The 20405-nt window shown below is 67.8% G+C and carries 19 protein-coding genes; 8 read left to right on the top strand and 11 right to left on the bottom strand.

Features of this window, described 5'->3' with window-relative positions; all coding sequences use genetic code 11:
• Positions 1-129: 129 nt before the first annotated feature.
• The 6 genes from pdxS to ABD243_RS17345 all read right to left on the bottom strand — a co-directional run bounded on the left by pdxS (position 130) and on the right by ABD243_RS17345 (position 8548).
• A complete protein-coding gene (gene pdxS / locus ABD243_RS17370; RefSeq protein WP_344367623.1) occupies positions 130-1056 on the bottom strand; it encodes a pyridoxal 5'-phosphate synthase lyase subunit PdxS in 927 nt (308 codons plus the stop codon).
• Positions 1057-1264: 208 nt separating this feature from the next.
• Entirely contained in the window at positions 1265-1903 is a 639-nt protein-coding gene (gene pgsA / locus ABD243_RS17365; protein WP_116767973.1) for a phosphatidylinositol phosphate synthase, read from the bottom strand.
• Positions 1896-2516 carry an HIT family protein gene (locus ABD243_RS17360; RefSeq protein WP_344367622.1) on the bottom strand — a complete coding sequence of 207 codons (621 nt, stop codon included), beginning with the start codon at positions 2514-2516 and terminating at the stop codon, positions 1896-1898. The genes pgsA and ABD243_RS17360 overlap by 8 nt, the downstream gene beginning before the upstream one ends.
• A gap of 19 nt (positions 2517-2535) precedes the next feature.
• Positions 2536-4545: a threonine--tRNA ligase gene (gene thrS, locus ABD243_RS17355; RefSeq protein WP_344367621.1), complete on the bottom strand. Its 2010-nt coding sequence runs from the start codon at positions 4543-4545 to the stop codon at positions 2536-2538.
• Positions 4546-4703: 158 nt separating this feature from the next.
• Positions 4704-8216 carry a DNA polymerase III subunit alpha gene (locus ABD243_RS17350; protein ID WP_344367620.1) on the bottom strand — a complete coding sequence of 1171 codons (3513 nt, stop codon included), beginning with the start codon at positions 8214-8216 and terminating at the stop codon, positions 4704-4706.
• A complete protein-coding gene (locus ABD243_RS17345; RefSeq protein WP_344367619.1) occupies positions 8213-8548 on the bottom strand; it encodes a DUF6504 family protein in 336 nt (111 codons plus the stop codon). The genes ABD243_RS17350 and ABD243_RS17345 overlap by 4 nt, the downstream gene beginning before the upstream one ends.
• 272 nt (positions 8549-8820) lie before the next feature.
• Here ABD243_RS17345 and ABD243_RS17340 point away from each other — a divergent pair, with 272 nt between their 5' ends.
• Together ABD243_RS17340 and ABD243_RS17335 are read left to right on the top strand one after the other, a co-directional pair.
• The gene (locus ABD243_RS17340; RefSeq protein WP_344367618.1) at positions 8821-10095 is read left to right on the top strand and encodes a Vgb family protein; all 1275 of its coding nucleotides are present in this window, start codon (positions 8821-8823) and stop codon (positions 10093-10095) included.
• Entirely contained in the window at positions 10092-10478 is a 387-nt protein-coding gene (locus tag ABD243_RS17335) for a hypothetical protein (protein ID WP_091252316.1), read from the top strand. Before ABD243_RS17340 ends, ABD243_RS17335 begins: the two co-directional genes overlap by 4 nt.
• Positions 10479-10507: 29 nt before the next feature.
• On the opposite strand, the gene ABD243_RS17330 is transcribed toward ABD243_RS17335, so the two are convergent.
• Positions 10508-10834, bottom strand: a complete 327-nt coding sequence (locus ABD243_RS17330; RefSeq protein ID WP_091252314.1) for a chorismate mutase — start codon at positions 10832-10834, stop codon at positions 10508-10510.
• A gap of 14 nt (positions 10835-10848) precedes the next feature.
• On the opposite strand from ABD243_RS17330, the gene ABD243_RS17325 reads away from it, so the two are divergent.
• On the top strand, positions 10849-11271 hold the full coding sequence (locus ABD243_RS17325) for a VOC family protein (RefSeq protein WP_116767969.1): 423 nt from the start codon (positions 10849-10851) through the stop codon (positions 11269-11271).
• A 16-nt stretch (positions 11272-11287) separates the two neighbouring features.
• On the opposite strand, the gene ABD243_RS17320 is transcribed toward ABD243_RS17325, so the two are convergent.
• Entirely contained in the window at positions 11288-12037 is a 750-nt protein-coding gene (locus tag ABD243_RS17320; RefSeq protein WP_344367617.1) for an SOS response-associated peptidase, read from the bottom strand.
• 135 nt (positions 12038-12172) lie between these two features.
• Between ABD243_RS17320 and ABD243_RS17315 the strand changes: the two genes are divergently transcribed.
• The 4 genes from ABD243_RS17315 to ABD243_RS17300 all read left to right on the top strand — a co-directional run bounded on the left by ABD243_RS17315 (position 12173) and on the right by ABD243_RS17300 (position 14881).
• Positions 12173-12430, top strand: coding sequence for a mycoredoxin (locus ABD243_RS17315; RefSeq protein WP_091252308.1), 258 nt, complete (start codon positions 12173-12175; stop codon positions 12428-12430).
• A gap of 147 nt (positions 12431-12577) precedes the next feature.
• Positions 12578-13663 (top strand): S-(hydroxymethyl)mycothiol dehydrogenase, encoded by a 1086-nt coding sequence (locus ABD243_RS17310; protein WP_116767967.1) that lies wholly within the window; start codon positions 12578-12580, stop codon positions 13661-13663.
• Positions 13660-14304 (top strand): MBL fold metallo-hydrolase, encoded by a 645-nt coding sequence (locus ABD243_RS17305; RefSeq protein ID WP_116767966.1) that lies wholly within the window; start codon positions 13660-13662, stop codon positions 14302-14304. Before ABD243_RS17310 ends, ABD243_RS17305 begins: the two co-directional genes overlap by 4 nt.
• A gap of 76 nt (positions 14305-14380) precedes the next feature.
• Positions 14381-14881 carry a DinB family protein gene (locus ABD243_RS17300; protein WP_116767965.1) on the top strand — a complete coding sequence of 167 codons (501 nt, stop codon included), beginning with the start codon at positions 14381-14383 and terminating at the stop codon, positions 14879-14881.
• On the opposite strand, the gene ABD243_RS17295 is transcribed toward ABD243_RS17300, so the two are convergent.
• The 3 genes from ABD243_RS17295 to ABD243_RS17285 all read right to left on the bottom strand — a co-directional run bounded on the left by ABD243_RS17295 (position 14878) and on the right by ABD243_RS17285 (position 18709).
• Entirely contained in the window at positions 14878-15147 is a 270-nt protein-coding gene (locus ABD243_RS17295) for a hypothetical protein (protein WP_344367616.1), read from the bottom strand. The two genes, ABD243_RS17300 and ABD243_RS17295, sit on opposite strands and share 4 nt — an antisense overlap.
• Positions 15148-15179: 32 nt before the next feature.
• Complete coding sequence (locus tag ABD243_RS17290; protein ID WP_344367615.1) at positions 15180-15869, bottom strand: hypothetical protein; 690 nt, start codon at positions 15867-15869, stop codon at positions 15180-15182.
• Between the two features lie 125 nt (positions 15870-15994).
• Positions 15995-18709, bottom strand: coding sequence for a winged helix-turn-helix domain-containing protein (locus ABD243_RS17285; RefSeq protein WP_344367614.1), 2715 nt, complete (start codon positions 18707-18709; stop codon positions 15995-15997).
• A gap of 135 nt (positions 18710-18844) precedes the next feature.
• Between ABD243_RS17285 and ABD243_RS17280 the strand changes: the two genes are divergently transcribed.
• Positions 18845-19885: an NAD-dependent epimerase/dehydratase family protein gene (locus ABD243_RS17280; RefSeq protein ID WP_344367613.1), complete on the top strand. Its 1041-nt coding sequence runs from the start codon at positions 18845-18847 to the stop codon at positions 19883-19885.
• Positions 19886-20405 lie beyond the last annotated feature (520 nt).

Raw genomic sequence — 20405 nt, 5'->3', positions numbered from 1 at the left:
GGGGGCCCGGCGTCGGGGTTATTACTCAGGCGACAATCGCACCCGACTCTCTTGGCTTAATAAGAGAGGCTGCAGAGGCTCCATTGACGAGGCGCCTCGGCGCCGAGTCTGTGGAGAAGCAGTCGAACGCTACCAGCCGCGCTCCGCGAGGCGGTGGGGCTGCGGGATCTCGTCGACGTTGATGCCGACCATGGCCTCGCCCAGGCCGCGGGAGGCCTTGGCGATCTCGTCCGGGTCGTCGTAGAAGGTGGTGGCCTTCACGACGGCGGCGGCACGCTGGGCCGGGTTGCCGGACTTGAAGATGCCGGAGCCGACGAACACGCCGTCGGCGCCGAGCTGCATCATCATCGCGGCGTCGGCCGGGGTGGCGATGCCGCCGGCGGTGAACAGGACCACCGGGAGCTTGCCTGTCGTGGCGACTTCCTTGACCAGTTCGTACGGGGCCTGCAGTTCCTTGGCCGCGACGTAGAGCTCGTCCTCGGGCAGCGAGGCGAGCTTGAGGATCTCGGCACGGATCTGGCGCATGTGCGTGGTGGCGTTGGAGACGTCCCCGGTGCCGGCTTCACCCTTGGAGCGGATCATTGCCGCGCCCTCGTTGATGCGGCGCAGGGCCTCACCGAGGTTGGTCGCACCGCAGACGAAGGGAACCGTGAACTTCCACTTGTCGATGTGGTTGGTGTAGTCGGCCGGGGTCAGGACCTCGGACTCGTCGATGTAGTCCACGCCCAGGGACTGCAGGACCTGCGCCTCGACGAAGTGCCCGATCCGGGCCTTGGCCATGACCGGCACGGATACGGCCGCGATGATCTTGTCGATCATGTCCGGGTCGGACATGCGGGACACGCCGCCCTGGGCACGGATATCGGCCGGAACACGTTCCAGCGCCATCACGGCCACGGCACCGGCGTCTTCGGCGATGCGGGCCTGCTCGGCGTTGACGACGTCCATGATGACGCCGCCCTTGAGCATCTCCGCCATGCCGCGCTTGACGCGGCTGCTGCCCGTGACGTTCTTCGCGGACGCGCCGGCTTCGCTGCTTACATCAGGTGTAGACACAAAAACCCCTATGGGTAGATAGATGACCTCGCCGGGGCGCGGACGGCACGTTCATGACGTGCCTCGCACACACCGGATTACCGGATCCATTGGCCGGTAAAGCTAATACTAGCCCCCGGCCGGGGCGCGGCAGAATTCTGGTTACAGCAGCGCAAATGCGCCCGGGACCGGGGATTCCGCGGGTCTGCCGGGACGCCGCATGGCCTGCTCAGGCGGCGCGTTCGGAGGCGGTGCCGTCCGGTTCCTCCAGCGACTGGCGGTGGACGGTCATGATGCGCTGGACCACGGTGACCAGGCTCGCCGTCGCGAGGAGGCACAGGGTCACGAAAAGCACCACGGTGGGCAGGCCCAGTCCGGTGAGTCCCGTGACCACCAGCACGGACACGAGCCGCTCGGCGCGCTCGGCAATGCCGACATTGGCGTGAAAACCCAGGGCTTCGGCCTTGGCCCGGGCGTAGGAGACCACCATGCCCAGCACGAGGCAGACGACGGCGGCAATGGCGATCGGCGGATTGGCGCCTCCCGTGAAGAACCAGACGGCGACGCCGGCGAACAGGGCGCCGTCGGCCACACGGTCCAGGGTTGAGTCCAGGAAGTTGCCCCACCGGCCGCCGCGGTGCTGCATCCGGGCCATGATGCCGTCGATGACGTCGGAGAAAATGAAGGCCGTGATGAACAGGGTTCCCCAGAAGAGCTGCCCGAGCGGGTAGAACACGAGCGCGCCGACCACCACACCCAGCGTGCCCACCACGGTCACGGCGTCCGGGGAGACACCGATCTTCAGCAGCCAGCGGGCCACCGGAGAAAACAGCGCGGTGAAGAACCCGCGCGCGTGCCTGTTAAGCATCCTGCTCCCCGGCTGCCTCTTGCTCCGCGGGCACTTCCTCCGGCCAGGCGTCGGCCACCTGCTGGCGAACCTCGCCGAGCGTCTGCGTGATCGCCTTGGTCTGGGCAATGATGGGGAAGAAATTCCCGTCCCCGCCCCAGCGCGGCACCACATGCTGGTGCAGGTGGCCGGCGATACCCGCCCCGCCGGTGACGCCCTGATTCATGCCCAGATTGAAGCCGGTGGGGTTGGCGACCTTACGCAACACCCGCATGGCCGTCTGGGTCAACTCGGCGAATTCCGCCGTTTCCTCGACCGTGAGATCGGTGTAGTCGGGGATGTGCCGGTAGGGGCATATCAGCAGGTGACCCGGGTTGTACGGGAAGAGGTTCAGCACCACGTAGCTGGTCCGTCCCCGGTACACGATCAGGGAGTCCTCGTCCTCCCGCTCGGGCGCCACACAGAACGGGCAGTCGTCCACGTTCTTGAACTGGTGCTGGCCCCCCTTGATGTACGCCATCCGGTGCGGGGTCCACAGACGCTGGAAAGCGTCCGGGACCCCGGCCAGGCCGAAGTCGTCCGTCACGGCGTGGTCGCCCGGATACTCCGGCCCGGCCCCTGTGGATTCCTGCACGCGCTGCCCTTCCGTCTGCCTAGCTGGTCCGGTTGCGGACAGCGTCGACGATCCGCTGGACGGCTTCGGCGACGGGCACGCCGTTGTCCTGGCTGCCGTCACGGAAGCGGAAGGACACCGCTCCCGCCTCGGCGTCGTCTCCGCCGGCGATCAGCACGAACGGGATCTTGTCCTTGCTGGCCGTGCGGATCTTCTTCGGGAAGCGGTCCGAGGAGATGTCCACCTCGGCGCGGATGCCGGCTGCCTTGAGCTGGCCGACGACGTCGAACATGTAGTCGTTGAAGGCCTCCGCCACCGGGATGCCCACCACCTGCACGGGAGCCAGCCAGGCCGGGAAGGCTCCGGCGTAGTGCTCGGTCAGCACGCCCATGAAGCGCTCCACCGAGCCGAACAGGGCGCGGTGGATCATCACGGGCCGCTGGCGGGTGCCGTCGGCGGCCTGGAACTCGAGTTCGAAGAGTTCGGGCAGGTTGAAGTCCAGCTGGATGGTGGACATCTGCCAGGTGCGGCCGAGCGCGTCCTTGGCCTGGACCGAGATCTTGGGGCCGTAGAACGCGGCTCCGCCCGGATCCGGGACCAGCTCCAGGCCGGAGGCTTCGGCCACCTCGGCGAGGGTGCGGGTGGCTTCCTCCCACGTGGCGTCGTCGCCGACAAACTTGTCCGGGTTCTTGGTGGAGAGTTCGAGGTAGAAGTCATCCAGGCCGTAGTCCTTGAGCAGCCCGAGGACGAAGTTCAGCGTGGTGGTGAGCTCGTCCTTCATCTGCTCGCGGGTGCAGTAGATGTGGGCGTCGTCCTGGGTCATGCCCCGAACGCGCGTCAGTCCGTGGACCACGCCGGACTTCTCGTAACGGTAGACCGAGCCGAACTCGAAGAGCCGCAGCGGCAGTTCGCGGTACGAGCGCCCCCGGGACCGGAAGATCAGGTTGTGCATCGGGCAGTTCATCGGCTTGAGGTAGTAGTCCTGGCCCGGCTTGCGGACCGTGCCGTCCTCGTTCAGTTCCGCGTCGATGTGCATGGCCGGGAACATGCCTTCGCGGTACCAGTCCAGGTGGCCGGAAACCTCGTACAGGTGGCCCTTGGTGATGTGGGGGGTGTAGACGAACTCGTAGCCGGCGTCGACGTGGCGCTGCCGGGAGTAGTCCTCCATGGCCTTGCGGATGATGCCGCCCTTGGGGTGGAAGACCGGCAGGCCGGAGCCGAGCTCGTCCGGGAAGGAGAACAGGTCCAGTTCCGCGCCGAGTTTGCGGTGGTCGCGGCGCTCGGCCTCGGCGATGCGCTCCTGGTAGGCCTTGAGCGCATCCTTGGTGGGCCAGGCGGTGCCGTAGATGCGCTGCAGCTGCTGGTTGTTCTGGTTGCCCAGCCAGTAGGCGGCCGAGGACCGGGTCAGGGCGAAGGCGTTGGAGATCAGCTTGGTGTTCGGCAGGTGCGGGCCGCGGCACAGATCGCACCAGATGCTGTCGCCGCTCTTGCGGTCCACGTTGTCGTAGATGGTGAGGTCGCCGGCGCCCACCTCGACGTTGACGCCCTCGCCGGCGTCGGCGGCGTCGTTCTTCTTGCCCAGGAGCTCAAGCTTGTAGGGCTCGTCCTTCATCGCCTCGCGGGCCTCGTCCTCGGTGACGACGCGGCGCACGAACTTCTGGTTCTGGTTGATGATCTTCTGCATCATCTTTTCCAGGGCCTTCAGGTCCTCCGGGGTGAACGGTTCCGCGACGTCGAAGTCGAAGTAGAAGCCGTCGGTGATGTAGGGGCCGATGCCGAGCTTCGCGTCGGGGCGCAGCTGCTGCACGGCCTGGGCCATGACGTGGGCAGTGGAGTGGCGCAGGACGTTGAGCCCGTCCGGGGAATCAATGGTGATGGCCTCGACCGTGGCGTGCTCGGGAAGGGGCTGGTCCAGGTCCTTCAACTCGCCGTTGACGCGGGCCACAACAACATCGCGGCGCTCAAAGAAGAGTTCCGCGCCGGTGGTCCCGGTAGTCACCTTGGTCTCTTCGCCGTCGACGAGAAGGGTGATCTGCTGGGCATCTGACACGGGTGTCTCCTATTCAAAGTTAAGGCTTCGTAGCTTGTGGCGTACGGGGACCACAGCCAGCCTCGTCCATGCTATCGGTTTCTCCAGAGGCCAACCAACGCGCCACGGGTGCGGCGGCGCCGCAGGCGCAGCGCTATTGCGGCCGCGCCGCAGGCCGGTCAGCCGCCCAGCCCGGTAATGGCGAGGTTCCTGCTGATCCCGTCCAGGGGGCCGGGCAGGGGAACGGACAGCTCCGGCCCGGGATAGGCGGGGGACCCCGGCGCCGCTACCGGAAACGGCAGGGTTTCGGGGCGGCTGAGGTCCCAGGCCATGGAGGCGCTGATGCTGATCCCCCGCGGCCCGGTCCGGCGGGTGGTGCCGCGGATCAGCAGCAAACGGGTCCCGAACAGCAAGGACCCGGACTGCTCCTGCGCCTCGTGGAAGAAGACCGAATCCACGCAGCCCGTGCCGTCGTCGACGCTGATGAACACCACCCGGCGGCCGCCGCGCATGGGCGGGGTCTGGGTGGCCACCCGCACCCCGGCGACCAGCACCTCCGTGCCGTTGCGCAGTCCCAGCAGCTTGTCCGCGGTGGTGACGCCGAACCGGTCCAACAGCGGACGGTGGCTGGTCATGAGGTGCTCGCTGACGTCCACGGCCATGAGGTCCAGTTCCGCCCGCACGTTGTCCACCATGCTGGGCGCGGGCAGCACCGCCTTGAGGTTCTTCAGTTCCACGTCACCCAGCGGCAACGCCAGCTGGCCCTCAATGACCTCCACGCCCTTCCGGTGCGGGCGGGCCTGGAGCTTTTGCAGGTGCTGGACCAGATCCGCCCGGTTCGCCGCTCCCCCGGACGCCCGGTGCAGGGTGTCGAAGGCGCCCAGCTGGGCCAGGCGCTGGATACTCGGCCTGCTCAGCCGCGACCGGGCGCGCAGGTCCGCCAGGGAATCGTAGGGCTGGCCGGCCACAATCCGCTTCAGCTCGGCGGCGGAGAGCCCAAAGATGCCGTTCAGGCTCAGCCGGATGCCCAGCTTGCCCCGGTCCGGCCCGGATTCCACCCGTTCCACCCGGTACTCGGCCTGGCTCCGGTTGATGTCGAGGGGAAGGATGGGGATGCCCAGCCGGCGCGCCTCGGCCACGAGCAGGCGTTTGGGGTACATGCCGGGGTCGTGCTCCCAGAGCCCGGCCAGGAAAGCCTCCGGGTGGTGCGCCTTGAGCCAGGCCGACTGGTAGGTGGGCACGGCGAAGGCGGCTCCGTGGGCCTTGCAGAACCCGAAGCTGCCAAAGGCCTTCAGCGTGCCCCAGACCTTGTCCACCACCTCGGGACTGTAGTTCCGGGCCCGCGCCTCCTTCCGGAAGAACTCCTCCACCTTGGCCTCCAGGACGTCGTTGCCCAGCGCCCGGCGGAATTCGTCGGCGCGCGCCAGCCCGCATCCGGTCATGACGTCGAAGGTTTTGAGGATTTGTTCGTGGAAGACGGTGACCCCGTGGGTCTCCTTGAGGACCGGCTTGAGGTCGGGGTGCGGGTAGACCTCGGGGGCGAACCCGTGCCGGTGCTCCAGGAAGGGCCGGACCATGTCGGATTTCATCGGGCCGGGCCGGAACAGCGAGATGTCAATGATGAGATCGTTGAATTCCCGGGGTGCCATCTTGCCGATCAGTTCGCGCTGGCCCGGGGATTCGATCTGGAAACAGCCCAGGGTGTGGGTGCTGCGGATCAGTTCAAAGGTCGGTTCGTCATCGAGCGGGACCGCGTTGAGGTCGATGTGCCCGTCCTCGGCAATGTAATCCGGGCCCGTCCCGTCCGGACCGGCCTGATGTGCGCCGGCGGCCACTACCTCGGCCTTGGAGGGGTGGAGCCGGATAACCTCCCGGACGGCGAAGGCCATGGCGCTCTGCATCCGGACGCCCAGGACATCGAGTTTGAGCATGCCCATGGGGTCCATGTCGTGCTTGTCGAACTGGCTCATGGGCAGGCCCAGGCCGCTGGGCTGCACGGGGGTGCGGTCCAGCAGGGTGGCGTCGCCGAGGATAACGCCGCACGGGTGCATGGAGATGTGGCGGGGCAGCCGGTCCAGCCGTTCCGTGAGGTCCACCAGCAGGTCCAGCTGCTGGTTTTCGCTGAAGCCGCGCTGCTCCACCCGGTCGGCGAATTCCTTCAGTTCGGGTTTCTCCACGAGGGCTTCGCGGAAGTGCCGGGCCGAGAACCGCCACAGCTGCTTGGCGATTTCCCCGACCTCGCCGTCGTCCATGCCCAGGGCCAGGCCGGCGTCCCGCACGGCACCGCGAGCGCGGTAGCCGTTTTGCATGCTCATCAGCGTGACGCGTTCGGCTCCGAAGCGCTCAAAGATCTTCCGGTAGACGTTGTGCCGTTCTGCGCTTTCGACGTCGATGTCGATGTCGGGCAGCGTGGCGCGGTCACGGGAGAGGAAGCGTTCAAAGATGAGGTCGTGCTGGAGCGGGTTCACCTGGCTGATGTCGATCAGGTAGTTGACCAGGCTGGAGGCGCCCGAACCGCGGGCGGCCGCCCGGACGCCCATGGCCAGGATCATCCGTGAGACTTCGGCGACGGTCAGGAAGTAGGAGGCGAAGCCCAGTGAGTCGATGATCCGGAGCTCGTGTTTCAGCCGGGTCCGCATCTGCTGTTCCCGCTGCCCGGAGATTCCCGGGAAGCGGCGGCCGATGCCGGCCTCACAGCGCAGGGTCAGCTCTGCGAGCGCGTCGCCGGCGATCCCGATCACGGACGCTTCCGGGACCACGGGCTGCTTCCAACCCATGTCGGCCACGGGGTCCATGCGGCAGCGGTCCGCGAGCGCCTCGGTCTGGGCGAGGAGCCGTTTGAGGTCCGCCGTGCCGTACCCGGCGGCGTGGATGATCTCCTTGGCCAGTTCGAGCATCCGGGCCGCCGATTTGAGCCAGCCCTGCCCGTTGGGCTGCAGCAGCGGGGCGGCGGAGAGCTCGGGCAGGGATTTGAGCGTCCGGGCGGAGTCCAGCACGTCGGCGGTGGCCGCGCCGTCCTCGGCGACATACCGCACGGCGTTGCTCAGCACGGCGGGCACCCCGTGTTCCGCGGCGAGTTTGAGCATGCGCACCGCGTGGGCGGTGCTCAGCGGTTCCCCGGGCGGGCTGAGCTGGGAAACGACTTCCGCCGCCAGCGTCCCGGGGGGCATGGCGTCCAGCCAGCGTTTGAACAGGGTGCGCGGCCGCAGGTACCGCCGGCCGCCCATGGCACGGCCGACGTCGGAGTCCGGACCGATCAGCACCGTCAGGACCGGCTGCAGGGTTTCCGGGTCCAGGGTGCGGGAGGCCAGTTCGGCCCGGGTGACGGCCACCGGAACCGCTCCCTGCGCCTTGCCCGTGGTACGGGCATGGGCGTCGGAGATCAGCCGGCACAGCGCCCGGTACCCGGCGCCGTTGTTGTGTCCGTGCGCCAGCACGACGACGCGTCCCCCGAGCTGGGCGCGGAGGTCGCCGTCGTCGTCAAAGACCGCGAGGTCCACCCCGACGATCGCATCCAGCCCGGCGGCCATGCACGCCTTCAGGTGCTTGACGGTTCCGTAGAGCCCGTCACGGTCGGTGCAGGCCAGCGCGGTGGCGCCGTCGGCGGCTGCGGCCGCGGCCAGTTCCTCCGGCCATGAGACGCCGTAGTGGGCGCTGAAGGCGGTGGAGACGTGCAGATGGGTGAAGCTCATGCTGTTTCGGGCTTCCGGTGGGGCTGCAGGGCGTCGTGGATTCGCACGAGCCGCCACCGGCCGCTGCTGACGTGCCGGCTCAGGTCAAGGGTGAGGGTGGGCTCCGCCGCGTCCTCCCCGTCGGCACGCACCTGGACCCGCCAGATCTCGTGGTCCACCAGGCCCGGACCGCTCCCGAGGGGTGCCCGGCTTTCCTCCGTCCACCACTGGCGGCGTTCATACCAGCGGACCGGTTCCGCGCAGACCGTGTAGTGCCGGGCCGCCCAGTCAAGCCGCAGGGGCTGCCCGGAGGGCGTGCAGGCGACATCCACGGACTCGCTGAACATGCCCACGTTGCCTCCCGACCCAGTCCGGGCTGGAGCCGGCCCAGTCCCCGCTTTCACGCCACTGCATTCACGCCACTGCATTCACGATATTCGAACATATCTTCGAATAAAGCCAGTCTACGTCGGAGTGGCGACAAAACCCATTCCTTGCGGCATTGCACCGGATGCATGATGGCACAGTGGACTGCGTCGGCCAGAGCTCACTGGTACCGCAGAGTAGGCTTCTTGAACCGGCATTGCAGCGCCGCGGTGCACGGCACATCTATGGGGGTAGAAAAGTGAAGCATCAAAGCCTGAGGACTGCTGCCGCGGTGGGAGCAGTCCTTTTTCTGGGAGCGGCACCGGCCGCGGCGGCCCCCGCGGAGGTTCTCGACGTCGGCGGGACACCGGTCGGGGTGGTAGTTGGTCCTGACGGCACTGCGTACGTGGGAAATTACGGCGCGGCCGGCGGCATCCGGGTGATACCGCCGGGAGCGCCCCAACCCGCCCGCACCATCAGCACGGGCAACAATGTCTCCGGGATCGCGCTGGCCCCGGACGGCACCCTGTACGTGGCCCAACGAGACAGCGCCACGGGCCAGGACGTGGTGGGCGTCATCCCTACCGGAGCGGCGGCTGTCGCCCGGAGCATTCCGGTGTCGCGCGGGAACCACCTGATCGCCGCCGGACCCGACGGCACGGTCTTCGTTCCGAACCCTGCCGAACGCACCGTATCGATCATCGCGCCCAGGGCATCGACGGTGGACCGCACCGTCACGGTCGGCGCCGGCCCGGTGGAAGTGGCAGTGACGAAGGACGGCACCGCGTTCGTGACGAACCAAGAGGGCGGGACGGTCTCGGTGATCCCGCCCGGGGCGAACACCGTCTCACGGACCATCCAAGTCAGCTCCACCCCCGGAAAGACAGAGAACCCCCACGGGATCGCCGCCGGACCGGACGGGACAATCTATGTCACCAACATCAGTTCCAATCACGTCGCTGTCATCACACCAGGCGCCGACACCGTGGCCTACACCATCTACGTCCCGGGCGGACCCACGGAGGCAGCCGTCGGGCAAGACGGGACGCTCTACGTGGCCAGCGCCCTAAGCCCCGCCCTGTCCGTAATAACGCCGGGCGCCACAGCAACGGGCCCCTCCATCCCAACGGAGAACAACCCCGGCCACCTCGCGGTAGCCCCGGACGGGACCATCATCGTGGCGAGCCCGGGCAACGGCGCCAACAACGGCTCCGTGTCCCGCTACGCACCGGCCTCCGGCAGCCCCCAGCCCCAAGAGACGCAGGCTTCCACCGGGACCCGAGCCGCCGACGGGGCGGCAAGCCCCTGGAACACTCCGGCTGGCATCGCCGGCGCCGCAGCTATCGCCGTCGCCCTATTCATCGTGCTATTCACCGTGGCCGCGGGACGCCGCAGGAAGGCAGCCCTACGCGACCACGTCAATGGGACCGGGGACGGCACCGCCGATCCCCACGCCGCGAACGAGCTGCTCCGCAGACCACCGACAGATCAGGGGTGGACGGACGCAGGTGCAGGTAGCAGGATTGAGCCATGAGCTCCCACAACGCACTCCTGAAGCACGTAAGCATCGCCGCCAAGGATTCAACCTTGGTGGCGACTTTTGATATAGACGGCAATATCCCCGGCCAGGGCGCCTATGTGGTGGGGCTCGTGGCGGCAACCCCGGACCATTCCCATCAGCGAAGAATGGGGATCGAGTTCATGAACGGCGAGGCCGTGTCCTTCTACTGCTTCAGCCATGACGGCACCGAGGAAAATTTCGACCTCAAGGGCGTCGAGCACTCGGGCAACACCATTACCGGCCATTTCCCGCTCACCACGGTGCTGGGGCTGCCGAAGGGTCACCTCATGACGGCGTTCAGCGACGCCGACGGCCGGGACTACCAGTCCAACGTGCCCGTGGAAGAGGCCCTCTAGGCGCGCTGGCCCGGCAGGAAGCAGAAGCCTCAGCTGCCGGCTTTGTACACTTCGAGTTCGAGCGCGGTGAAGGCCTCCACCATGGCGCGGTAGGTCTTCTCGACGATGTCGGGATCGATGTCTTTCTGCTCCGCGACGGCCTTGACGTGTTCGATCACGCGCTCCACGCGGCCCGGCGCCCGAACCTCCGCGCTGTCCGCCTTCAGGGTCCCGGCGATCCGGATCAGCCGCTCCCGGCGGCCGATCAGCGCCACGATCTGCTCATCCACCTCATCCACTGCCACCCGCACAGCTGCGAGCTGTGCCTTGTCGGCCTGGGCATCTTTGTCGTATCCGTGATTTGTGGACATGTTCATGACAGTATCCAAAGATGCAGCCACGAGTCGATTTAATTTCACTGGGTGTCCACAGTGTTGACGCCTCCCGCAGTTTCTATGTGGATGGCCTGGGCTGGCCCGTCCGCCGGGAAGTCCGGGGCGAGGTCCTCTTTATCCAGGCCAATCACGGCCTCATCCTCTCGCTCTGGGACGCGGGTCAGATGCAGGCCGAAGCGGCCACCGATCCGCCAGCCGGCATTCCCTGCATCACGCTGAGCCACAACCTGGGCAGCGCGGCGGAAGTTGACTGGGTGATGGCGGAGGCCGAGTCCGCGGGAGCCACGATCGTCGCGGCGCCGAAGACCCAGTCCTGGGGCGGCTACACCGGGTACTTTGCCGATCCCGACGGCTACCGCTGGGAGGTCGCCTTCAATCCCGGCTGGGAGGTCGACGACGGCGGCACTGTGACACTGTGACCCGAAGACGCTGTGACTAGAACAGGCTGCCCACCGGCTTGATGAGTTCGGCGGAATCATTCTTCACGTTTCCGACCGCGGTGCCGACGGCGTCGATGGTCCAGCCCTCGGCGACATCGTGCGCCCCCGAGCGGACCAGGTCCACCAGGGTGGCGGCGTCCCCGGTGTGCGGGTCCAACCAGGCCTGCATGGTCGCCCGGTCCATCGGCAGCGGGACCCGGTCGTGCAGGGCCGTCAGTTCCGCCAGCATCCCGCCGGCATAGCCTTCGGGCGGCGAGTCGGTAGTCAGGATCGATGTCGAGAGCAGCCAGCGGTGCGGATCGCCGTCGGCCTTGGACGGGTCCTTCCACCATTCGTACAGTCCGGCGAACACCATCGGGCCGCCGTCGCTCGGGTGCACGTAGTACGGCTGCTTGCTGCGGCCCTCACCGGCTTTCCATTCGTAGTAGCCGTCCGCGGGGACGGCGCAGCGCCGGGACCGCACGGCCTTCCGGAACGAGGGCTTCTCCAGCACGCTCTCGCTGCGGGCGTTGATCATCTTCGAGCCGATCCCGGGGTCCTTGGCCCAGGACGGCACCAGCCCCCAGCGCGCAAGGTGCAGCTGCCGCACCGGGTTCCCATCGATGAGCCGTTCGAGCAGAATGGGCACGTCCGCGGTCGGGGCGACGTTCCACGACGGCGGGATCGCGATCTCGTGTTCGAGTTCGGCGTCGAACTCGGCCAGCAGGTCTCCGACGGCCCGGGCCATCACGTAGCGTCCACACATGCCCTCCAGCATGCCACCGCGGACCGTCGTGCGGGAATAGTGTGCTGCGCGGTACGGTTATTGGAAGTGACGTACGACTTCCGTGGGCGCCCGGCCCTCCACGCCGGCCCCAACCACTAGCTTGAGGAGAACTTCGTGGATTTCACCCCCGAAACCGGCACCATCACCATGTTTTCGACCACGTGGTGCGGCTACTGCACCCGGCTGAAGAAGCAGCTGGACGCGCAGGGCATCGGGTACACCGAGATCAACATCGAGGAAGTCGAAGGCACTGCCGATCTCGTGGAGCAGCTCAACGGAGGCAACCGCACCGTCCCCACCGTGCTGTTCCCGGACGGCACCGCCGCGACCAACCCCTCCGCGGCCGAGGTCAAGAGCCGGCTCGCCGCCTAGCCTTTCCTTTATCCAAAAGCAGCACCAAATCACGACGGCGCGGCCCCCACGGGCCGTGCCGTCCCCCGTTGTCCCGGCAGGCTGTGCGGGTAGATTTGCGGGTAAGTTGTGCGGGTAACCCGCGATTCGAGCAGAGGAGCTTATGCCATGGTCCATAAAGTCAAGGGCGCAGTAGTCCGTTCCAAGAATGCCGATGTCACCCTGGAGACGATCCTGGTGCCGGACCCCGGTCCCGGCGAGGCCCTCGTGGACATCCTCACGTGCGGCGTCTGCCACACCGATCTGCACTACAAGCAGGGCGCGATCAACGACGACTTCCCCTTCCTGCTCGGCCACGAGGCCACGGGCGTTGTCAGCGCCGTCGGACCGGACGTCACCGAGGTCGCTCCCGGTGACCGCGTGGTCTTGAACTGGCGTGCCGTGTGCGGCGAGTGCCGGGCCTGCCGCCGCGGTGAGCCCCAGTACTGCTTCAACACCCACAACGCCACCCAGAAGATGACGCTGGAAGACGGCACGGAGCTAAGCACGGCCCTGGGCATCGGCGCCTTCGCCGAGAAGACCCTCGTGGCGGCCGGCCAGTGCACCAAGGTGGATCCCGACGCCGACCCCGCCGCCGTCGGGCTGCTCGGTTGCGGCGTGATGGCAGGGATCGGCGCCGCGATCAACACCGGGAACGTCCAGCGCGGCGATTCGGTCGCCGTGATCGGCTGCGGCGGCGTGGGCGTGGCGGCCATCGCCGGTGCGGCGCTCGCCGGCGCCACCACCGTGATCGCCGTCGACATCGACGCCAAGAAGCTTCAGCGCGCCCGGGAACTCGGCGCCACCCACACGGTGGACTCCTCCGCCGTCGACCCCGTGGAAGCAATCCGCGAACTGACCGGCGGTTTCGGCGCCGATGTGGTGATTGACGCCGTCGGCCGCCCGGAAACGTACAAGCAGGCCTTCTACGCCCGTGACCTCGCCGGCACCGTGGTGCTGGTGGGCGTCCCGAGCCCCGACATGACCCTGGAGCTCCCGCTGCTGGACGTGTTCGGCCGCGGCGGCTCGCTCAAGTCCTCCTGGTACGGCGACTGCCTGCCCTCGCGCGACTTCCCCATGCTCATCAGCCTCTACCGGCAGGGCAAGCTGGACCTGGACGCCTTCGTGACCGAGCGGATCACGATCGACCAGATCGAAGAAGCCTTCGGGAAGATGCACGCCGGCGCGGTGCTGCGCTCGGTGGTGGAGCTGTGAGCGTCCGGATCGACCGGCTGGTCACCTCCGGGACATTCTCGCTCGACGGCGGGACCTGGGACGTTGACAACAACGTGTGGATCGTCGGCGATGACACCGAATGCGTCATCATCGACCCCGCTCACGATCCCGCTGCCGTGACCGCGGCCGTCGCGGGCCGGAAGGTCGCCGCGATCCTGCTCACGCACGGCCACGATGACCACATCCGCGCCGTCGGCGACGTCCGGACGCTCGTGAACGCGCCCGTGTACCTGCACCGGGACGACTGGATGCTGTGGGAGCAGGTGTTCCCCGGCACCGGGCCGGACCACGCGATTGCCGACGGCGACACCTTCGACGTCGCCGGGGCCAGGCTCACGGCACTGCACACGCCCGGCCATTCGCCCGGATCCGTGTGCTTCCTGTTCGAGGGCGAGGGCGCTGTTTCTGAACACACCGTGTTCAGTGGCGACACGCTGTTCCAGGGCGGCCCCGGGGCCACCGGACGGTCCTTCAGCGACTTCCCCACCATCATCGAGTCCATCCGCCACCGGCTCCTGCCGCTCCCGGCGGACACGGTGGTGCGCACCGGCCACGGAGATCCGACGACGATCGGCGCCGAAGCGCCGCACCTTGAGGAATGGATCGCCCGCGGGCACTGACCCCGCACCGGTGCCCCCTGGAAAGGCCCGGTCCGCCACTTCCGGACCGGGCCGTCCCGCCCTAGGATGAGGGCCCATGAGCCCCTTTCCCAGCATGGATCCGGCAACCCTGACCGCGGACCTGCGCACCCAGTTCGATTCGTTCCTCGACGAGCACCGGGCGGCACTGCACAACTGCCTGGACGGGCTCACGGAACAGGAGGCCCGGGCATCGCTGGTCCCCTCGCGGACCACCCTCCTGGGGCTGGTCAAGCACGCCACGTTTGTGGAGAGGGTCTGGTTTGACGAGGCCATCACGTGCCGGACCCGGGCGGAGATCGGGATCCCGGCCACCCCGGACGAATCGTTCATCCTCGAGCCGGGCGACACCATCGCGGGCCTGCAGTCCGCCTACAGCCGTGCCTGCGGGGACTCCCGCCGGGCGGCCGCGCCGCTGGATCTTGACGACCTCGTCCGGGGCAACCGACGGGGTCCGCTGCCCCTGCGGTGGGTCTACCTGCACATGCTCCGGGAACTGGCCCAGCACTGCGGTCACGCGGACATCCTGCGCGAGCAGATCCTCGCCGCCCGGAGCTAGCGCTGGGAGTTCGCGGCGGAGCGGGGCAGTGAGCTAGCCGGACCGATGGCCTCGACGGAGACCAGGATGATGCCGAGGTCCCGGACCTTCATGAGCAGCCCAAACAGGGCCGCCTGGTCGGCGACGAAACCGCTGAGGCTTGTAGTACCGTCGCTATCGTGGGTCAGGGCCAGGTCGCCGAACCAGGCGGACCACTGCTCGTCGAGGTGTCCGTTGACCCGGAGCCGGTAGCCCGTGGGCTCCGGCCGTTCTGGGTGCCAGGTCATGGTGGCCCGGCCTCCGCCGTCGCCCTGCGTGCTCACTTGACGTCAGCCGGGTTGAGCGGCGCCCCGGTGAAATTGAGCTGGTCGGGGCCGGCTGCGGCGCGCTGATCGCGCCACAGCGAGTATCCGAGGCCGATCAGGGCGACACCAGTGGGGACGGCGAACAGCCTTTCGTTGATCTGCGGAAGCAGTGGGATCGCGATGGTTGCGACGGTGCCGCCGGCGAGGACCGCCGCAGCCCAGCGGGCCAGGACGTTGGCGCGGAAGAGTGCGATGCCGAAGAGGAGTCCGCCGGCCAGGTAGGTGAGGCCAGACACCACGCTGAGGGGCTGCATCAGGCCGATGTCGCCGGCCGGGTGCCCGCCGGTGGCTGCGGCGAGAACGTCGTTGACGTAGCCGGGTGCACTGTTGGCGAGGGCCGGAAGGACCACTAAACCAATGACTTCGACGCTCATCATGATGAGATAACCAACGCCGAACACCGTGTACCCGATCAGGCCGAGCACTCCGGTCTGCTTCACCTGGCGCAGGTACATGCCGGTGATGCCAACGAGCGACAGGACGGACATGAGGACCTTCAGGCTTTGGCGGACAGTCCATTCGGTGGTGGTGACGAAGGCGGCATCCAGGTGCGGGTGGTTGATCTGGACGCCGATGAACAGCAGGCCCGCCGCAACGGCGCAGAGGCCGGCCCAGCGGGTGAGTTTGGTGGTGGTGATGGACATGTCCGGCTCCCTGGTTCTGGGTTTCCGTGGCGGGGCGCCGCGGAATGACTCAAATGTAGGGACGGACGGGGTGACCGGGCGTCACCCCGCGATGTGACTGACAGGGTGAGATGTGCGCGCCGCGGCTACAGCAGGCCTCTTTCGCGTGCCCGGCGGACGGCCGCCCTGCGGTCCGTGACGTCGAGCTTGGTGAAGATGTGCTTGGTGTGGGTGCGCAGCGTGTTGTGCGAGATGAACAGTTCGACGGCGATCTGCGGCCCGCTCAGCTCACTGTCGAGGAGCCTGAGCACCTGCAGCTCCCGCTTGCTCAAAGGGACAACGGACGACGGCGGCGGGCGCTCCCCCGGGCCGGGGGACTGCGCCTGGACGGACGCACCCAAGCTGAGCAAGCGGCGGGCGTGGTCTCCGTCGATGCCGTGGCGTGTGGCGTCGCGCAGCAGCTCCATCATCGGGGTCCCCTCGTCCAGGAAGAGCCGCACGTAGTCGCCTGGCTCGGGTGCCTCGGCCAATGCCCGGCCGAGAGCCTCGCGGGCCTGCGTCCGATGCCCCTGAGCGTCCTGTGCCAAGGCCTGCAGCATGCGGATCTCCATGACGCTTCCGGCGCGGCCACTTGCCCCAGCGGCCACCAGCAACCGGTCCAATAGGCGGGCTGCCGGGCCGATCGCGATGCCGCCGGGGTCTGTACGGTGCTGCGCGATGAGCAGACGTACCAGGGTGAGGTGGTCGGACTCGCGCAGATAGCTGGCTTGGTCCGTGGCGGACACGCCGCGCTCGCGTGCCCATTCTTCGGCCTCCGGCATCTTGCCCTGGGCGATCCGGACCCTGGCCCTCATCGCAGCGATAGGGCGCACATCGGGGAAGAACCCCCGCTGGTAGAGCGTCTCCGCCTGGTCCAGGAGATTGACCGCCTTCTCCGGGGCTCCTTCGGCCCGGGCGATCAGCGCCATCGCCACGAACCACCGATAGCGGCTTTCGGTCACCGGCGCCCGCTCGGCGAATACTGCGGCGGTGTCGAGGTGTCGCCTGGCGCTGCCCAGGTCTCCGGCCTGGCAGTCGATCTCGGCCAGTCCGACGTGCAGCTCGGCGGTGGCCCGTGCTACGGACTCGCCGTGTGCCTCGGCCCGCTGCAGCGCGCTCCGGTAGAGCCGGCGTGCCTTGCCCGGCCGGCCGGCCGCGAGCCACATGTCGGCAAGCACCACCGTACTGCTGAGCTCGTCGACCAGGTTGCCGGCAGCGTGGAGGCTGGCCACGGCCTGCGTGAACGTCTCCAGCGCTGCCGCTACGTCGCCCTTTGCCCACGCGGCGAGACCTAGGAATCCGGCGGCAGCGCCCCGCCCGAGATGGTCGCCCGGGCGGGCCAGATTCAGTGCGCGCCGGGCATGTTCGACCGTGCCGGCCACATCGCCCCGTGCTTGCGCGAGCGAGGCGCGGTAGACGGCGATGGTCGATGGCAACGACTGGAGCGCTGCGGTATCGGCCCAAGGGGGAACCTCCCCGGCCGGTACCGCAGCCAGCGCGCGTTCCGCGTCGTCAAGCCGCGGGCCGACCTGATCGAGGTCTCCGGAGACCATGAGCATGAAGCCGGAGAAGACGCTCAGCACCGGGCTGCGCCGGACGGCGTCGTCGGGCAGTTCCCTCAGCCAGCCGAGCAGCATCGCGTCCTGCCGGTTGCGCCGGATCGTCGGCACAGCCAGTTCCATGAGGTGAGCTGCGTGGTCGAAGTCCCCGGCGGCCATTGTGTGCCTGATCGCCTCAGCTGGCAGATTGTTGGCCTCGAACCACCGGCTGGCGCGCTGATGCAGCAGGGGAACCTGCTCAGGCCGTTCGCTGAGCAGGCGGGCGCGCAGCACGTCAGCAAAGAGGTGGTGGTACCGGTACCATTCCCGCCGCTCGTCCAGCGGGACAAGGAAGAGGTTCGCCCGCTCCAGGACCATGAGCATCTGGCCTCCGTCGTCGCGGCCGGTGACGGCGTCACAGAGCGGCCCCGTCAGCCGGTCAAGCACAGCGGACTGCAAGAGGAAGCCGCGAACCGGTTCAGGTTGATGCTGCAGCACCTCCTCGACGAGGTAATCGACCACATACCGGTCGTTCCCGGCGAACCGGGCGATGAAACCGGCGACGTCGTCGCGCCCCTGGAGTGAGAGCGCGGCGAGCTGCAGCGCGGCAATCCACCCCTCCGTGCGTTCCTCCAAAGCCGCGACATCCCCGGCTGCCAGGTCCAGTCCCGCCGCCCCGTTGAGGTAGGCGGCGGCCTCCTCCGGCGTGAAGCGCAGCTCCGCGGCACGGATCTCGACCAGCTCGCCGCGCACGCGCCAGCGGGACAGCGGCAGCGAGGGGTCGGCGCGCGTGCTGATCACGACGTGCACGTGGGGCGGAAGGTGCTCCAGCAGGAAGGCCATACCTTCGCCGACATCGTGGCCGTCCACCAAGTGGTAGTCGTCCAGCACCAGCCAGACAGCGGCCGGGGCGGCGGCCAGTTCGTTCAGCACCGTAGTGAGCACACGCTCGGTGGGGAACGGGGACGTCCCCGTCAGTTCGAGCGCAGTAGAGCCGACGCCGGGCACCGCCGTTTGGAGCGCGGTCACCACATAGGTCCAGAACACCGCAGGCTCGCTGTCGGCTTGATCGAGCGAGAGCCACGCCACGCAATGGTCTTCGCCGGATACCTCAGCCAACCACCCGGCAAGGAGAGTCGTCTTGCCGAACCCTGCGGGGGCGGACACCAACGTCAGTGACGACTCGGCTCCGCGGCGCAGAAGCTCACTGAGCCGCGGGCGTGCCACCAGTCCACGTCGCGGCCTGGGGACGTAGAGCTTCGTGGCAATCACCGGATATGCCATGGGATCCCCGTTCCAAACGTTCACAACCCTGGCTGAAGTGTGCTGCAGATAGCTTCAGCGTACCGGGGAGACGCCGGCGAATCCGGGTGAAGTCACTGCGCTGCGGCCGCCTGGTGGCCCACTAGTGTGGTGCGAATGAAACAGGCAGTCATTCTTGGGGGCACCGGCGTGCTTGGCCGGGCCATCGCGCACCGCTTGCTGGAGGCCGGGTGGCAGGTCCGCATCACGGGCCGGGACGCGTCAAAGATGCCGTCCGCTCTTCGTGCTGCGGGCGCCCGGTTCCTCGCATCGGACCGGCGCAGCGGACACGATCTGGCGCAGGCACTGGGAAACGGCGCGGATCTTCTAGTTGATGCCGCCTGCTACACAGCTGCCGAAGCCCGCCTGCTCCTCCCGCACCTTTCCGGGGTCGGGTCTGCGGTCATGCTGTCCAGCAAAGCCGTGTACACCGACGACGCCGGCAACCACGTCAACTCGGACGTCCCGCCGTGCTTCCCGCATCCCATCCGGGAAGACCGGCCCACCATGAAGCCGCTGAACGGCGGCTACGATTCCCGCGAGGGCTACGGCGCCAACAAAGTCGCCGCCGAACATGTGCTGCTCGACACCGGGCATCCCGTCACTGTCATCCGCCCATCCAAGGTTCATGGCGAAGGCGCAGCCGTGCCGCGGGAGTGGATGTTCGTGAAGCGTATCCTCGACCGCCGCCCCGCAGTATTCCTGGCCACGGCTGGCGCGGGAGGCGACCATACGAGTGCCGCCGTCAACACCGCGGCCCTCATCGAAACAGTCGCCGCCCGCCCGGGACAACGGATCCTCAACAGCGCAGATCCCGATGCGCCCACCAGCCTGGAGATCGCCCGCACCGTCGCGGCCTACCTCGGCCACGAGTGGGAAGAGATCCTCCTCGAGGCCGGGGACCATCCCGAACTGGGTGCCCACCCCTGGAACTTCACCCCGCCGCTGGTCCTCGACACCCAGGCTTCCACGGCACTGGGTTACGAGCCTGTGGGCACCTACGCCGAGACGGTGACGGCAGAAATTGACTGGCTCCTTGCCTCGCCTGCCAACCGGCCCGACGCCGCGGACGGGTTCTTCAGCAACTTCACCGACTACGACCTCGAGGATGCGTACCTCACAGACCGGGGCAGGCCAACAAGTGCTTGTTCATGCTGAGGACACGACCGTCCTGACTTCGGGCAGAAACGATGGTCTCCCGTTCGTCACTTACTGCGCGGGATCCTGAGGAACTTGTCTGGACGGTCGTGGCGACCCGGTGCGAGAAGATGGCGGTGTTCCCAAGCAGCTGGATGCGCTGTTCACTGCTAGGGCAGTCGATCACCCTCCTGCCGGAGTCCAGCCAGCCGAACACCCCAAGCCACGAATCGACAGGAATAGGAGCATCCCGAGGCGATTCAACCCGGTTGCGGGCCTGTTGACGACGCTTCCTGCTCGGACCTAGCATGGCGTTGCTGGCCGGTGAAGCTCTTGGTCATAAGCGGAGGGGAGCTGAAGACGGCGGCTCCGGTGATCGCCGATTTCGGCGGGGTCCCCGTGGCGGCGATTCACCGAATTCGGCCAACGAAGGGCCTGGTCCCCGGTCTCGGGGAAGGCTTGGTATGCCGTCACGGCCGGAGGTCGTTTGGCGGACGGCATGCTCGTGATCGTGCTGCTGACTGCATGGTCCTCGGTCTTC

Origin of the sequence: Arthrobacter humicola (assembly GCF_039531445.1) — a bacterium.
GTDB classification, from domain to species: domain Bacteria; phylum Actinomycetota; class Actinomycetes; order Actinomycetales; family Micrococcaceae; genus Arthrobacter; species Arthrobacter humicola.
The sequence above is the reverse complement of the archived record's forward strand: the minus strand, read 5'-3'. Positions and strand labels throughout refer to the sequence as shown.